This is a genomic window from Streptomyces flavofungini, assembly GCF_014650815.1.
GTDB lineage: Bacteria > Actinomycetota > Actinomycetes > Streptomycetales > Streptomycetaceae > Streptomyces > Streptomyces flavofungini.
In genome coordinates, this window is the sequence record NZ_BMVR01000016.1 from 192,769 (window position 1) to 209,645 (window position 16,877).

Below are 16,877 nucleotides of genomic sequence, written 5' to 3' on the forward strand. Positions count from 1 at the left end.
TGGAGGATCCGCCCAGGGGCTTCGGGGGCCGTCTGGGTGATCGTCCCAGGCGGCGCAACGCCCGCGGCGTGGGACAATGAACTACGTGCTTTTCCCCCAGCTGTCCTGTTCGGGGGCCACCTCTGATCGACTGGGATGAGCAGCACGTGCGTTTCCTCAATGACATCCAGCCCGCGTACGACCTGACGTACGACGACGTCTTCATGGTGCCGAGGCGCTCCGCCGTAGGCTCCCGCCAGGGCGTCGACCTCTCGTCGCCGGACGGCACGGGCACCACGATCCCGCTGGTCGTCGCCAACATGACCGCGATCGCGGGCCGCCGGATGGCCGAGACCATGGCCCGCCGCGGCGGCCTCGTCGTCATTCCGCAGGACATCCCGATCGACGTCGTCACCGAGGTCATCTCCTGGGTGAAGACGCGCCACCTCGTCCTGGACACCCCCATCGTCCTGGCCCCCACGCAGACCGTCGCGGACGCCCTCGCGCTGCTGCCCAAGCGCGCCCACAACGCGGGCGTCGTGGTGGACGAGGACGGCAAGCCCGTCGGCGTCGTCACGGACGCCGACCTCAGCGGCGTCGACCGCTTCACCCAGCTCTTCGAGGTCATGTCCAAGGACCTCGTGCTGCTCGACGCGGACATCGACCCGCGCGACGCCTTCAACAAGCTGGACGGCGCCAACCGCCGGTACGCCCCGGCCGTCGACAAGGACGGCCGCCTCGCGGGCATCCTGACCCGCACCGGCGCCCTGCGCGCGACGCTGTACACCCCGGCCGTGGACGCGAACGGCAAGCTCCGCGTCGCCGCCGCCGTCGGCATCAACGGCGACGTGGCGGGCAAGGCCAAGCAGCTCCTCGACGCGGGCGTGGACACGCTCGTCGTGGACACCGCGCACGGCCACCAGGAGTCGATGATCGCCGCGGTCAAGGCCGTGCGCGCGCTCGACCCGCAGGTGCCGATCGTCGCGGGCAACATCGTCGCCGCCGAGGGCGTGCGGGACCTGATCGAGGCGGGCGCCGACATCATCAAGGTCGGCGTCGGCCCCGGCGCCATGTGCACCACGCGGATGATGACCGGCGTGGGCCGCCCGCAGTTCTCCGCGGTGCTCGAATGCGCCGCCGAGGCCAAGAAGTTCGGCAAGCACGTGTGGGCCGACGGCGGCGTCCGGCACCCGCGCGATGTCGCCATGGCGCTGGCCGCCGGCGCGTCGAACGTCATGATCGGCTCCTGGTTCGCGGGCACGTACGAGTCCCCGGGCGACCTCCAGCAGGACGCCAACGGCCGCCTGTACAAGGAGTCGTTCGGCATGGCGTCCGCCCGCGCCGTGCGCAACCGCACCAGCGAGGAGTCGGCCTACGACCGCGCCCGCAAGGCGCTGTTCGAGGAGGGCATCTCCACCTCCCGCATGTTCCTCGACCCGGCCCGCCCCGGCGTCGAGGACCTGATCGATTCGGTCATCGCGGGCGTCCGCTCCTCCTGCACCTACGCGGGTGCCGCGTCCCTCGCGGAGTTCGCCGAGAAGGCCACGGTCGGCATCCAGAGCGCCGCGGGCTACGCCGAGGGCAAGCCCCTGCACGCCAGCTGGAGCTGATCCTCCGGCACGCCCTGAGCCGTGCTTGGACGGCCCCCACCGGTCGGGAGACCGGTGGGGGCCGTCGTCGTCTCCGGGGTTGTTCGTCGGCCACCGGGGCTCCGGGTCGCAGGACGGTCGCGAAAAGGCCGAAACAAGCGGTCCATTTACGGCGTATAAGCCCTACCCTTTCCCGCCCCTGCCAAGAGGGGGAGATAGCGGTTCATTTACGGCGTATAACCCCCACCTCTCCGGCCCTGAACGGGCGTGGAAGATCGATTTTCCGTTTGCCTTCCCCGGGCGATTTCGTGGTGACGTAGCGGGGCACGGTATTCCTGGGTTCGTGAGCGACTTGCTGGCGCCGCAAGGCGGCTTGAAGCAAGGATGAGATCTCGTACCGCCATTCATCACCAGGCACCGTGGAGGCAATTGATGACCGCCCTTGACGAGCGATGGAACATACGGCCCGAGCATTTCTGGCTGCGCGGGGTCCGCCCGCAACAGCCGCTGGACTACGACCAGCAGCACGGGATGTGGAACGTCTACGGCTACGCGGAGGCCAGCGAGATCCTCGGCGACCCGACGACGTACACGTCCGACACCGCGCACCTGTTCCCCGTGGACATCGACCCCGCGCTCTCCGAAGGCGATGTGACGCACTTAGACCCTCCGGAGCACACCAAGCTGCGCGCGCTGATCAGCAGCGCGTTCACCCCGAAGGTCGTGGCCGACCTCGAACCGAGGATCCGCGAGATCACCGAGGAACTCCTCGACGAGGTGGCCGGCCTCGACCGGTTCGACTTCGTGGAGGCCCTCGCCTTCCCGCTGCCGGTGATCGTGATCGCCGAACTGCTCGGCCTGCCCCGCAGCGACCGCGGCATGCTCAAGCAGCTGACGTATCAGATCACCGAGAACAAGAGCCCGTTCGATCTCATCGACAACAGCGAGGTGGGGGACGGCAACCTCCAGACCCTCGACGACCAGATGCGGCAACTCCACGGCTACCTGCACGAACACGCCTCCGCGCGCCGGAAGGCGCCGCGGGAGGACCTGCTGACCCGGCTGGTCCAGGCGGAGGTCGACGGCAGGCGGCTGACCGACGGCGAGGTGGCGAACTTCGGGACCATCGTGATGTTCGCCGGGCACATCACCACGACGATGCTGCTGGGCAGCACGGTGCTGTGCCTGGACGCGTACCCGGAACACGCGGCCCGGGTCCGCGCGGACCGCACGCTGGTGCCGTCCACCATCGAGGAGTCCCTGCGCTTCCTGAGCCCCTTCCCGGCGACTTCCCGCGCCACCACCACCGAGGTGACCATCGGCGGACAGGTGGTGCCCGCCGACCAGATGCTCGTGGTGTGGCTCGCGGCGGCGAACCGGGACGACCGGCAGTTCACCGACGCGGACGTCTTCGATCCGACCCGCGACCCCAACCCGCACATCGCGTTCAGCCGCGGCAATCACTACTGCGTCGGCGCGCCCCTGGCACGCCTTGAGGGCCGCGTCGCGTTGAACATCCTCCTGGACCGCTATTCCGGCATGCACACGGACCCGGACAGCCCGCCGGTGTTCTTCCCGTCCATGGATCTGGCCGGCGCCAGGGTTCTCCCGCTCCGCGTCGCATAGCGCGCCGCCGACCAGCTCACGAACACCTCACCAGAACAACAGAATTGCCGACCGGAAGCGGCAGGGACGAGCTCTCATGTCCGGCTTCCGACGGTGTCCGGTCGGCAGGACGTATGAGAGAGGAAATTCGCACGATGGAACAGCAGATACAGCCTTCGCTGGCGAAGATGGCCCTCGGCTACATCACCGCGGAAATTCTGTACGTGGCCGCAGAACTGCGCCTCGCCGACGCGTTCGACGGCGGTCCGCGCAGTTACCAGGAGCTCGCCAAGGAGACGGGCGCGGACCCGCGTACGCTGCGCAGGCTCCTGCGGGCGCTCGTCGGAGAGGGCGTGGTCACCCAGGTCGACGCCGACCGGTTCGCACTCACCGAGCTCGGCGGGCAGCTGCGCGCCGACGCACCCGACTCGGTGCGGGACACGGTGCTGCTCACCAAGACGCCCGAGCTGCACCGCGCCTGGGGGCAGTTGCTGAGCGTCGTACGCAGGGGAGAGCCCACCCTGCACCCGGACACCGGGAAGACGCCCTTCGAATGGCTCCTGGACAACGAGGAGCTGGCGCCGAAGTTCCACCGGCTCATGGGGGAGAGCACGCGCGCGCTCGCTCCCGGGATCACCAGGGCCGGTGACTTCGGCCGGTTCGGCACGGTCGCCGACATCGGCGGCGGGGACGGCACGCTGCTCGCCGGGATCCTGGCCGAGGTACCGGGTCCGCGCGGGGTGCTCTACGACCTGGCCACGGCCATGGAGACGGCACCGGCCATCCTCAGCGAGGCCGGAGTCGCGGACCGGTGCGAGATCGTCGGGGGAGACTTCTTCTCGTCGGTGCCCTCGGGGGCCGACGCGTATCTCTTGAAGAACGTGATCCATGACTGGGACGACGAGAAGTCCGTCGCCGTGCTCCGCAACTGTCGGGCGGCCATGGGCCCCGACGCCCGGCTCCTCCTCGTCGAAACCGTCCTGCCGACGATCATGACCAAGGACAACGTGATCGCCTTCGCCGATCTCGGCATCATGGTCGGCTGCGGCGGTGCCGAGCGCAGCGAGGAGGAGTACCGGGAACTCTTCGACGCCTCGGGCTTCACGTTCACGAGCATCACCGAGGTGCTGGCCGACGGGCAGCCGACCGGGTTCCACGTCGTCGAGGGCACGCCCACGGCCTGACGTCCGGCCGCCGCGGGCCACCGCGCTCCCTCGGGAGCCGTCCGCGCGTGCCGTGTGCGCCGAAGTGCTCGCCGACCCGGTCGGCGAGCACTTCGGGCGGCCGCCTCATGCCGCGGGCTCGGCCTCCACCAGGTGGTACCCGGGCACCACCTCGGTCGTGGTGGTCAGGGAGAGCCCGGCGGCGCCGAGGAGGGCACGGAAGTCGTCCTCGGTCCGTTCCCGGCCGCCGCTCCAGACCAGCATGTTGAGGTCGCCCTGCGCCTGCGCCGAGGTGTCGGGCGTGCTCAGCGGCGGCAGGACGGTTTCGACGAGGAGGAGCCGGGCGTCGGGCCCCATGGCCGCCCGACAGTTGCGGAGCACGGCGACGGACTTCTCGTCGTCCCAGACATGGACCACGTTCTTCAACAGATACGCGTCGGCCCCCGACGGCACCGAGGTGAACACATCCCCCGCGACGATCTCGCACCGGTCCGCGACTCCGGCCTCGCTGAGGATGGCCGGTGCCGTCTCCATGGCCGTGGCCAGGTCGTAGAGCACCCCGCGCGGACCCGGTACCTCGGCCAGGATCCCGGCGAGCAGCGTGCCGTCCCCGCCGCCGATGTCGGCGACCGTGCCGAACCGGCCGAAGTCACCGGCCCGAATGATCTCCGGCGCGAGCAGGCGGCTGCCGTCCGCCAGGGCCGTGTGATAGGTCGCCGCCAACTCGGGGTCGCGCAGGGTGAATTCGGCGGCCGTCCGGCCGGTCTCCGGGTCGCGGGCGGGCGCCCCGGTCCGCACGCTGTGGCCGAGCCCGCCCCAGGACCGCCAGACCTCGGGCAGGGCGTGCAGCAGCACGTGGTCGCGGATCGAGTCGGGTGCGTCGGCGCGCAGTTGACGGCCCGTCCCGGTGAGCTCGAACCGGTCGGCGTCGACCTGGGTCACCACGCCGAGGCCGGCCAGGGCGCGCAGCAGCCTGCACAGGGTGGCCGGGTCCGTATCGGTGCGCTTGGCGAGATCCCGGTGGTCCTGTGGGCCGTCGGTGAACGCGTCGGCGAGCCTCAGCTCGACGGCGGCATGCAGGATGCGTGCCGGGATGTGGCCGAAGGCCAGCTCCAGCAGCGACATTTGATTCATGGCGCATCGTTCCTTTCCATTGAATTTCGGACATGCGCGGCGAGCGGTCTTCGCGCAAACGGCGCGTTGCGGTCGACCGGTCCGGGACCGGGCGACCGCAACGGGGTACGGCTGGACCAACGGGTGCGCTATCGCATGAGCATCGGCAGCGTTTGGACGCCGATCATGTCCGGAGTCGGAAAGAACGTCGGTGGATTGTCGGGGTCGGTACGCATGCTGGGAAAGCGGTCGAAGAGAAGGTTGAGCGCGATCCGGCCTTCCATGCGGGCCAGCGGCGCGCCGATGCAGAAGTGGATGCCTCGGCCGAACCCGAAGTGCGGGTTGGGGTCGCGGGCCGGGTCGAACGTATCCGGGTTCTTGAACTGGTTCCCGTCCCGGTTCGCCGCGCCGAGCCAGAGCAGCAGCAACTGGTCCTTGGGGATGAGCTGCCCGGCCAGTTCCACGTCCGTGGAGGTGGCGCGCGAAATTCCCGCCGACGGGCTGAGGAGCCTGAGCGCTTCTTCGATGGTGGTCGGCACCAGGGACCGGTCCGCGCGTACCCGGGCCGCCTCCTCCGGGTGGCCGTCCAGGCACAGCATGGTGTTGCCGAGCAGCATCGTGGTGGTGATGTGCCCGGTGATCAGCAGGATGTTCGCGATATTCACGACTTCGTTGTCGGTGAGGCGCTCACCGTCGACCTCGGCCTCGGTGAGATGGGTCAACAGGTCCTGCCGTGGCCGCTTTCTGCGCTCGTTCGCGTGCTCGCGCAGATACTCCAGCAGCGGCCGAATGTGGGTCATGGCGTCATTGATGTTGTTCTCACCCTCCTCGCCGTCGTTGAGGAAGGCGAAGCCGCTGAGGCTCTCGATGATCTTGTCGGCCCAGCCCTTGAACATGTGACGGTCACTGCTCGGGACGCCGAGCATCTCGGCGATCACGATGACCGGCAGCGGATAGGCCACGTCGGCGACCAGTTCCATGCTGTCCTGGTCGGACACGGCGTCGACCAGCTCCCGCGTGATCTCTTCGATGCGGGGTTCGAGTCCGGCCACGAGCTTCGGCGTGAACGCCTGGCTGACCAGATTGCGGATCTTGCGGTGGTCCGGGGGGTCCATCTGTGACATGTCGCCCTCGCTGAGCGACTCGTCGAGGGTCACGGGGAACAGGCGCGCGGTGTTGGAGGAGAAGGTTTTCGGTTCGCCGAGGATCCGCAGTGCTTCCGCGTATCCGTAGACGTTCCAGACCTTCTGTTCCTCGTCGAACTGGACGGGGTGCTCCGGGCGTTGCCCACGCAGCCACAGGTGACCCGGGTGGATGCCCCACCTGTCGACGAGTTGGGTGGTCATCTGAATTCCCCTTTCATACGGACTAGTGCTGGAGCGCATCACGGACAGGATGCCGACCGCAAGAGATGGAGCCGGTGCACCGTAGGGATCAAGTCACATATTTATTGGGTTTGATTCACGTAGCACGCTCATCGTTGCAGGCAGCATGCTCATCGCTGCAGGCGGCGTGCGTGAAATGTCCCTGATGGTGCGTCGGGCGATGACGCTGCGGTGGCTTGAACTGCCCCTGAATCGCCAGGCGGGATGTTTTTCCGGTGAAATCAATCGCGCCGTACTGTCGGCGGGACATTTTCGGTGCGGCCGGTCGATGTCATTCGCGTCGGTGCCTCGCCAAAATTCTGAATGTCTTGACCCCGCTGCGCTCCGGATGGAACGGTCGGAGAGTGTGTGCGCTATCCATACATCGAAAATTGGGGGCGGTAGTGTGCTTTCGCGGCAGCAGCGCGGACTATTGCATGAACTTGATGAGACGGCAGTACCCGTACCCGATGTGACGATTTCTGAATTGTTCGCGCGGCAGGCCGCCCGCACTCCGGACGCGGTCGCGGTGGTGGCCGGTGAGACGTCTTTGACCTATCGGGAACTCGACGACGCGGCGGATCGTCTGGCGCGGGAACTGGTCCGGCGCGGAGTGGGTCCCGGAGCGGTGGTGGGGGTGGTCATGCCCCGCTCGGCCGCACTGGCGACGGCGCTCCTAGCCGTGCTCAGGGCCGGGGGGACGTATCTGCCCCTGGACCCGGACTATCCGGCCGAGCGCGTGGAGTTCATGTTGCGCGACGTACGGCCGGTGCTGCTGCTCACCGCCTCGGCCGCCGCCGGTCTGCCTCCCGTGGCCTGCCCGAGCGTCGCGCTCGACGAGCTGGACGCCATGGCCTTGGCGGCCGAGCAAGCGGATGGAAGCACTCCGGATCCCGTCGTGGCGGTGCACCCGGATCACCTCGCGTACGTCATCTACACGTCCGGGTCGACCGGGACGCCCAAGGGCATCGGCATCACGCACCGGGACGTGGTGGGCCTCGCACTCGACCACTGCTGGCGCGGCGGCGCCCACGAGCGGGTGCTGCTCCACTCCCCGCTGGCGTTCGACGCCTCGATCTACGAACTGTGGGTGCCGCTGCTGAGCGGCGGCGCCGTCGTCGCGGACCCGTCCGGGGATCTGACCCCGGAGGTGCTGGCCGGCCTGGTGACCGACTACGGCGTCACCTCCCTCTTCCTGACCACCTCGCTGTTCAACCTCCTGGCCGAGGAGGACCCGGGCTGCATGGCCGGGCTGAAGGCCGTGTGGATCGGCGGCGAGCGCCTCACTTCGCGTGCCGTCCGACGAGCCGTCGAGGCCTGCCCGCACACGCAGTTCGTCAACGGCTACGGACCCACGGAGACCACGGTCTTCGCCGTCTGCCACGCGGTGGACCCCGCCGAGCCGGTCGGTGACGACATCCCGATCGGCCGCTCCATGGACACCATGCGTGCCTATGTGCTGGACGACCGGTTGCGGCCGGTTCCGGCGGGGACGGCCGGTGAGCTGTACCTGGCCGGTGTCGGGGTGGCGCGCGGCTACCTGAACCGGCCCGCGCTGTCCGCGGAGCGCTTCGTGGCCTGCCCGTACGGGGACCCCGGTGAGCGGATGTACCGGACCGGCGACGTGGTGCTGCGCACCCCCGGCGGCGAACTGGTGTACCAGGGGCGCGTCGACACCCAGGTGAAGGTGCGGGGCTTCCGGATCGAGCCCGGCGAGATCGAGACGGTGCTCCTCTCCCACCCCGGCGTGGCACACGCGGCGGTGATCGCCCGCGAGCCCTCCGGCGGCGCCGGGGCCAAGCAACTGGTCGCGTACGTCGTCCCGGTGGACTCCGGCGCGGCCGGCTGGGGTCCGGCCGGGGGCAGCATCGCCATCGACTCCGGCTTCCGGGTCGGGGACCTGCGCGGGTTCGTCGCGGGCCGCCTGCCCGAGTACATGGTGCCGTCGGTCTTCATGGTCCTCGACCGGCTGCCGCTGACCCCGAACGAGAAGCTGGACCGGGCGGCGCTTCCGGAGCCGGAGTTCGGCGGCGGCGACTACCGGGCGCCGCGCACGCGCGCCGAGGAGATCCTCGCGGAGCTGTTCGCCGAGGTCCTCGGCCTCGACCGGGTCGGCATCGACGACGACTTCTTCGCGCTGGGCGGGGACAGCATCCAGTCCATCCAGATCGTGTCGCGGGCGCGCGCACAGGGCACGCAGGTCAGCTCGCGGGAGATCTTCGAGCACCGGACCGTGGCCGCCCTGGCCGAGGCCGCCGCGCACCGCGGGTCCGGCACGGAGCCCGTCCTCACCGAGCTGGCCGGCGGCGGCACCGGATGGATGCCGCTGATGCCGGTGGCCCGGTGGATCCTTGAACGCGGTCCCGGCTTCGACCGGCTCGTCCAGGCCGTCGTACTCGAACTGCCGGACGGCATCGACCGGGCCGGTCTCGCCGCGACGCTCGGCGCGGTGCTCGACCGGCACGATCTGCTGCGCGCCCGCCTCGTGACCGGCGACGACAGCGCGCCCGAGCGGCCGGGCGAGGGCACGGGCCTGCACGTCTCCCCGCCGGGTTCGGCGGACGTGGCCCCGCTGATCCGGCGCGTCGAGTGCTCCGGCCACTGGGACGCGGAGTCCTGGCGCCCCCTGCTGCTGGGCGAACTCGACGCGGCTGCCGGGAGAATGGACCCGGCGGCCGGTCTGGTGGCGCAGTTCGTGTGGTTCGACCCGCGGGCCACCGAGGGCGGCGGAACCGTCGCCGACTCCGCGGCCGCCTCTTCCCCCGCGGCCACCGCTGCCGCCACGGCGTCCGCCGGTCCTGGCCGGCTCCTGGTCGCGTTCCACCACATGGTGATCGACGGAGTGTCGTGGCGGATCCTGATGCCCGACTTCGCCGCGGCGTGGGAGCAGGTGCGGGCCGGGCGCGACCCGGATCCGGCGCCGGTGACGACATCGGTGCGGCGCTGGGCGCATGCCCTGGTGGACGCGGCCGCCGCCCCGGAACGGGTGGCGGAACTACCGCTGTGGCGGTCGGTGGTGGCGGGTCCCGACCCCGTTCTCGGCACCCGGCGCCTGGACCCCGAGGTGGACGTGATGGCCACCGTGGAGAAGGTGCGGGTCCTGCTGCCGGTGCCGGTCACCGAAGCCGCCCTGACGGACCTGCCCGCGGCCGTCCGCGGCGGGGTCAACGACGGTCTGCTGGCCGCCCTGGCCCTGGCCGTCGCCCAGTGGCGCCGCCTGCGCGGCGTCGACGAGCCGTCGACCCTGATCCGGCTCGAAGGGCACGGCCGCGAGGAGGAGGTGGCACCGGGCGCGGACCTGTCCCGCACGGTGGGCTGGTTCACCAGCGTGTTCCCGGTGCGTCTGGACCTCGCGGGCGCCGACATCGACGACGCCTTCGCGGGCGGCCGGGCCGCGGGCGACGTGCTCAAGGCGGTCAAGGAGCAGCTCCTCGCCCTCCCCGACAAGGGCATGGGATACGGCCTGCTGCGGTATCTCAACCCGGAGACCGCCGAGGTGCTCCGCGACCACCCGATCGGTCAGATCGGCTTCAACTACCTCGGCCGTTTCTCCGCCGCCGACATGCCCGACGAACTGCGCGGACTCGGCTTCACCCAGACCACCGAACTCGCCGACTTCGCGGAGCTGGCCGAGCTGGACGCCGGGCATGACGCGCGGATGCCCGCGCTGTGCGAAGTGGACATCAACGCGACCGTCACCGACACCGCGGACGGCCCCCGGCTCGGTGCCGTCTTCGGCGCCCCGGCGGGCGTGCTCTCCGCCGACGAGGTGCGCGAGCTCGCCGACCTGTGGTGCGACGCCCTCACCGGCCTCGCCCGGCATGCCGAGCGTGCCGACGCGGGTGGTCTGACGCCGTCGGACGTCCCCCTGGTGACCGTGACCCAGAGCGCCATCGAGACCTGGGAACGCCGCTATCCGGGACTCACCGACATCTGGCCGCCGACCGCGCTCCAGTCGGGACTGCTGTTCCAGTCGCAGTTGAACGACTCCACGTTCGACGCGTACCAGGTGCAGTACACGCTGCACCTGTCCGGATCCGTCGACCCGGACCGGATGCGCGCGGCCGGACAGGCCCTGCTCGACCGGCACGCCGCCCTGCGGACCGCGTTCGTGTCCGACGACGACGGCGACCAGCTCCAACTGGTGGTCGACGGGGTCGCGCTGCCGTGGCACCACCACGACCTGTCCGGACTCGACGGGCCCGGCCAGGACGACGCCTTCGAGCGGTTCCTCGCCGACGACCTGGCCACCCACTTCGACGCCGCGACCCCGCCGATGCTGCGGCTGTCCCTGGTCACACTCGGCCCGGACCGCTCGGAGCTGATCCTGACCGCGCACCACGTGCTGTTCGACGGCTGGTCGCTGCCGCTCCTGACGCAGGACCTGCTGCGGCTCTACGCCACGCGTGGCGACGCGGCAGCGCTGCCGCGCGTGCGGGACTACCGGGACTTCCTCGGCTGGCTGGCGCGACAGGACCACGAGGCATCGGCCACCGCCTGGGCCAAGGAGCTCGACGGCCTGGACGAGCCCACCCTGCTCGCGCCCGCCGACGGACCCGGGACGGACCTCACGGGCATCGGCCAGGTGGAGGTGGAGCTGCCCGCCGACATCGCGCGCGCCCTGTCCCGGCGCGCGGCCGAGCTGGGCATCACCGTGAACGCCGTCGTCCAGGGCACCTGGGCGATCCTCCTCGCCCGGCTCACCGGCCGCCAGGACGTGGTGTTCGGCGCCACCGTCTCCGGCCGCCCGCCCGCGCTGACCGGCGCGGACTCCATGGTCGGCCTCTTCCTCAACACGGTGCCGGTACGGGTGCGGTGCGCCCCGGGGGACACCCTCGCCGAGCTCCTGACCGCGCTCCAGGACCGGCAGGCCGCGCTCCTCGACCACCATCACCACCCCCTCACCGACATCCAGCGGACCGCGGGCCTTGCCACGCTGTTCGACACCTACGTCGCGTTCGAGTCCTTCCCCCTGGACCGGTCCGGCATCGGTGAGGCGAGCCGGGCCGCCGGCATCGCCGTCACCGGCATCCGCCCGTTCGCCACCACGCACTTTCCGCTGACCGTGATGGCCCTCGCCGACTCCGACCGGCTGCGCCTGTCGCTGCAGTACCAGCGGAGCGTGTTCGACCGGGACGAGGTCGACCGCATCGGTGCCCGCTTCGGCCGGATCCTGCGTCAGGTGGCGGCGGACCCCGGCCACCGCGTGGGCGCCGTCGACGTGCTGGAGCCCGCCGAACGGGACCGGCTGCTCGGCCGGTTCGACGAGACGACGGCACCGGAACCCGGGCTGACCGTCCCGCAGCTGTTCGAGCGGCAGGCCGCCGCCACACCGGACTCGGTCGCGGTGGTGTGCGGCGAGGTGTCGCTGACGTACCGCGAACTCGACGAGCGGGCGAACCGCCTCGCGCGCGGCCTGGCCGGGCGCGAGGTCGGGCCGGAGAGCGTCGTGGCGGTGGCGCTGCCGCGCTCGGCGGACCTGGTCGTCGCGCTCCTGGGCGTGCTGAAGTCCGGCGCCGGCTATCTGCCGATCGACCCGCAGTACCCGAGCCGGCGCCTCGCGCACATCCTCCGCGACGCGCGCCCGGCCCTGGTGCTCACGGACCCCGCCACCGGCACGGCGGTGCTCCCCGACGACGGCACCCCCCGCGCCGGGCTCGACGAGATCACGGCCGGGGGCGGAACGGGCCACGGCCTCGGTGACGGGGACCGGGTGCGGTCCCCGGGGCCGGACCACGTGGCGTACGTGATGTACACCTCCGGGTCCACCGGGGCCCCGAAGGGCGTGGCCATCACCCACCGCAACGTGACCAGTTGTCTGCCGGGCCTCGCGGCCGCTCTCGGCGTCCCACCGGGGTACCGCATGCTGGCGGGCACCTCGGTCAACTTCGACGTGTCGGTGTTCGAGCTGTTCACCACGCTGTCCACCGGCGGCAGCGTCGAGGTGGTCCGGGACGTGCTGGTCCTGGGCGAGCGCGACGGCTGGTCCGGCGGGGTGATCAGCACGGTCCCCTCCGCGTTCACCGAACTCCTCGACCGGCTGGGCGGCAAGATCGGCGCGGACACGGTGGTGTTCGCGGGCGAGGCGCTGCCCGCTTCGCTGGTGCGCCGGGTGCGGGAGGCCCTGCCCGGCGTGCGCGTGGTCAACGCCTACGGCCAGAGCGAGACCTTCTACGCGACCACGCTCGCCGTCGACGGCACGGACGAGTGGCGGGCCACGGCGAACGCGCCGATCGGCACGCCGCTTCCGGGCAACCGGGTGTACGTCCTGGGCGACGGCCTGCTGCCGGTGCCACCGGGGGCGGTGGGCGAGCTGTACGTCGCCGGCGGGTCGGTGGGGCGCGGCTACTGGGGCCGGACCGCGCTGACCGCGGAACGTTTCGTCGCCGACCCGTACGGGCCGCCGGGAGCACGGATGTACCGCACCGGGGACCTGGCCCGCTTCAACGCGGCGGGCGAGCTGGAGTACGCCGGGCGCGGCGACGCACAGGTGAAGATCCGGGGCATCCGGGTCGAGCCCGCCGAGATCGAGGCGGTGCTGACCGCGCATCCCGGGGTCGACCGGGCGGTCGTCATCGCCCGGGACGGCCATGGCACGGGCCGGGCCGATCAGTTGGTGGCCTATGTCGTGCCGTCCGCGACGGGCGGCACCGGACCCGGCGACCTGCGCGGCTTCGCCGCCGAGCGGCTGCCCGAATTCATGGTGCCCGCGGCCGTCGTACCGCTGGACGTGATGCCGTTGATGCCGAACGGCAAGCTGGACCGGGCCGCGCTGCCCGAACCCGAGTTCACCGCCGGGCGGTACCGCGCCCCCCGGACACCGCAGGAAGAGACCCTCTGCCGCCTGTACGCCGAGGTCCTCGGCGTGGACCGGGTGGGGCTGGACGACGACTTCTTCGCCCTGGGCGGCCATTCACTCCTGGCCGCCCGCCTCCTCAGCCGGATCCGTTCCGAGCTCGGGGCCGATGTGCCCCTGCGAGCGATTTTCGACACCCCCCGCGTCACCGACCTGTCGAGCAAGGTGAAGGACGCCTCCGCGGCCCCTGCGAACGACTCCACCGCGTCGAGCCGACCTCGCCTGCGCAAGATGGATAGGAGCAAGTACTAAATGATCCCGTTGTCCTTCGCGCAGCGCCGCCTGTGGTTCATCGACCGTTTCGAAGGCCCGTCGGCGGCCTACAACCTTCCCTTCGTACTCCACCTGAGCGGTTCCCTGGACGTGGCCGCGCTGTCCTCGGCGGTGCGCGACATCGTCGTAAGGCACGAGAGTCTCCGCACGGTGTTCGGCGAGGACGAGGCGGGCGTGCCGGGGCAGCGGGTGCTGCCCGAGGACCAGATCCGACTGCCGGTGCCCGTGACCGAGGTGGCACCGGCCGACCTGGCCGGTGCGGTCGCCGAAGCGGTGTCCCACCGCTTCGACCTCGCCGCCGAGATCCCGGTGCGGGCGCGGCTGCTGCGCCGGGCCGCCGACGAGCACGTCCTCGTCCTGGTGATGCACCACATCGCCAGCGACGGCCAGTCGATGGGGCCGCTGGCCCGCGACCTGGCCGCCGCGTACACGGCCCGCCTGACGGGCGACGCCCCGCAGTGGCCGGAACTGTCCGTGCAGTACGTCGACTACACCCTGTGGCAGCGCGAACTCCTGGGCGACGAGTCCGACCCGGGCAGCGTCCTCGCCACCCAGTTGCGCTACTGGCAGGACGAACTCGCGGGCGCCCCCGAGAAGTTGCCGCTGCCGACGGACCGGCCGCGGCCGTCCGCCGCGAGCCACCGCGGCGACAGCGTGGAGTTCACGATCGAACCGGCCCTCCTCGCGGCGGTGCAGAACCTGGCCGACGACCGGGGCATACCCGGCCTGACCGCGTCGATGGTGATGCAGTCGGCCGTCGCCGTGCTGCTGCACCAGCTGGGCGCCGGCGAGGACATCACGATGGGCTCCACCATCGCGGGCCGCTCGGACTCCGAACTGGCGGACCTGGTCGGGTTCTTCGTCAACACCTGGGTGCTGCGCACCGATCTGGCCGCGAACCCGACACTGGAGCAGGTGCTCCAGCGGGTGCGGAACAAGGCGCTGAGCGCGTACGAGAACCAGGACGCCCCCTTCGAGCGCCTGGTGGAGGCGCTGAACCCGGAGCGTTCCACGGCCTACCACCCGCTGTTCCAGGTGATGTTCACCTGGCAGGGGGACTCCCGCGTCGACGTCGCCCTGCCCGAGGTGCGGGCACGTCTCGAAGCGGTTCCCACCGCGACCGCCAAGTTCGACCTGGAGTTCAACTTCGGCATCGACCCCGACGAGCGGTCCATGCGGTGCACGCTCGAGTACGCCACCGACCTCTTCGACCGGAGCACCATGGAGGCCGTCGCCGACCGCTTCATGCGGGTGGTGCGGGCGTTCGTGGCTGACCCGGGCACACGGGTCGGCTCGGTGGACGTGCTGGACGCGGCGGAGCGGGAGCTGGTGATCCACCGGTTCAACGACACGGCGGCGCCGACGCCCGACGTGACGGTCCCCGCGCTGTTCGAGCGGCAGGCGGCCGCCACCCCGGACGCGGTGGCGGTGGAGTCGGACGGCGTGACGCTGACGTACGCGGAGCTGAACGCGCGGGCGGAGCAGGTCGCCCGCGCCCTGGCGGGGCGTGGAGCGCGTCCCGAGTCGACGGTCGCGGTGGCGCTGCCGCGCTCGGCCGACCTCGTCGTGGGGCTGCTCGGCGTGCTGAAGTCCGGGGCCGCGTATCTGCCGATCGACCCGAAGTATCCGAGTACGCGTCTGGACCACATCCTGGCGGCCGCCCGGCCCGCCCTCGTCCTGACGGCCGCGGAGTCGGCCGACGTGCTGTCCGGGACCGACGTCCCGAAGCTGTTCGTCGCCGACATCGACAGCGAACCCCTTCCGGCGGACGCCGGGCAGGCGCCGCCGCGGCCGCAGAACGCGGCGTACGTGATGTACACCTCCGGTTCGACCGGCACGCCCAAGGGTGTGACCATCACGCACTACAACGTGGTCAACGACGTGCTGCGGCTCGCCGAGCGGGTGGGCATCGAACCGGGCACGCGCGTGCTCGCGGGCACCTCGGTGAACTTCGACGTGTCCGTCTTCGAGATCTTCGCCACGCTGTGCGCGGGCGGCACCGTCGAGGTGGTCCGCGACGTCCTGGTGATCGGTGAGCGGAACGGCTGGAGCGGAGGCGTGATCAGCACCGTGCCGTCCGTCTTCGCCGAGCTCCTCGACCAGATGAGCGCGAAGGTCAGCGCGGACGCGGTGGTGTTCGCGGGCGAGGCGCTGCCCGCCTCGCTGGTGCAGCGGGTGCGCGACGACATCCCGGGCGTGCGGGTCGTCAACGCGTATGGGCAGACGGAGAGTTTCTACGCGACGACGTTCTCACTGGCGTCCGGTGCGGAGTGGGACGGGTCGGGCAGTGCGCCCATCGGTTCGCCGTTGGGGAACATGCGGGCGTATGTGCTGGGTCCTGGGCTGCTTCCGGTGCCGCCGGGTGTGGTGGGGGAGTTGTACGTCGCGGGCAATGTGGCGCGGGGCTATCACGGTCGCGCGGGTCTGACGGCGGAGCGTTTCGTCGCGGACCCCTTCGGTGGGCCCGGCGCGCGGATGTATCGCACGGGTGACCTGGCCCGGTGGAACACCGACGGTCAGTTGGAGTACGCGGGGCGCGATGACGCCCAGCTGAAGGTACGCGGTTTCCGGATCGAGCCGGGTGAGGTGGAGGCGGCACTGACCGCGCATCCCGGTGTGTCCCAGGCCGTGGTCGCCACACGCACCGGCCGTGGCGTCAAGCAGTTGGTGGGCTATGTCGTGCCCGTCGGTATGGGCGAGGGCGGCATCGGCACCGTCGAGAGCCTCGGCCAGCTCGATGTCGACCTGACCGCCGGTGTGTCGGCACGGGAACTGCGGCGTTTTGTGGCGGGGCGGTTGCCGGAGTTCATGGTGCCGTCGGTGTTGGTGATGCTGGATCGGTTGCCGTTGGCGCCGAACGGGAAGCTGGACCGGTCGGCCTTGCCGGAGCCGGAGTTCGGTGGTGGTGCGTACCGGGCGCCGGGTTCGGTGGTGG

General features: G+C 71.0%; 7 protein-coding genes. 5 read left to right on the top strand and 2 right to left on the bottom strand.

Annotated elements, in window-relative coordinates; all coding sequences use genetic code 11:
• The first annotated feature begins 146 nt into the window (after positions 1-146).
• The 3 genes from IE274_RS33095 to IE274_RS33105 all read left to right on the top strand — a co-directional run bounded on the left by IE274_RS33095 (position 147) and on the right by IE274_RS33105 (position 4,357).
• Positions 147-1,589: a GuaB1 family IMP dehydrogenase-related protein gene (locus IE274_RS33095; RefSeq protein WP_190119619.1), complete on the top strand. Its 1,443-nt coding sequence runs from the start codon at positions 147-149 to the stop codon at positions 1,587-1,589.
• Positions 1,590-2,000: 411 nt separating this feature from the next.
• Positions 2,001-3,194 (top strand): cytochrome P450, encoded by a 1,194-nt coding sequence (locus IE274_RS33100; protein WP_190119620.1) that lies wholly within the window; start codon positions 2,001-2,003, stop codon positions 3,192-3,194.
• Positions 3,195-3,328: 134 nt separating this feature from the next.
• Entirely contained in the window at positions 3,329-4,357 is a 1,029-nt protein-coding gene (locus IE274_RS33105) for a methyltransferase (protein ID WP_190119621.1), read from the top strand.
• A gap of 105 nt (positions 4,358-4,462) precedes the next feature.
• Here the strand turns inward: IE274_RS33105 and IE274_RS33110 are convergent, their stop codons facing one another.
• Positions 4,463-5,470 (bottom strand): methyltransferase, encoded by a 1,008-nt coding sequence (locus IE274_RS33110; RefSeq protein ID WP_190119622.1) that lies wholly within the window; start codon positions 5,468-5,470, stop codon positions 4,463-4,465.
• Positions 5,471-5,598: 128 nt separating this feature from the next.
• Positions 5,599-6,795 (bottom strand): cytochrome P450, encoded by a 1,197-nt coding sequence (locus tag IE274_RS33115; protein WP_190119623.1) that lies wholly within the window; start codon positions 6,793-6,795, stop codon positions 5,599-5,601.
• Between the two features lie 490 nt (positions 6,796-7,285).
• Between IE274_RS33115 and IE274_RS33120 the strand changes: the two genes are divergently transcribed.
• Complete coding sequence (locus IE274_RS33120; protein WP_190119624.1) at positions 7,286-13,921, top strand: non-ribosomal peptide synthetase; 6,636 nt, start codon at positions 7,286-7,288, stop codon at positions 13,919-13,921.
• A partial coding sequence (locus IE274_RS33125) for a non-ribosomal peptide synthetase (RefSeq protein WP_190119625.1) occupies positions 13,922-16,877 on the top strand: 2,956 nt, incomplete at its 3' end. It abuts the gene before it with no gap.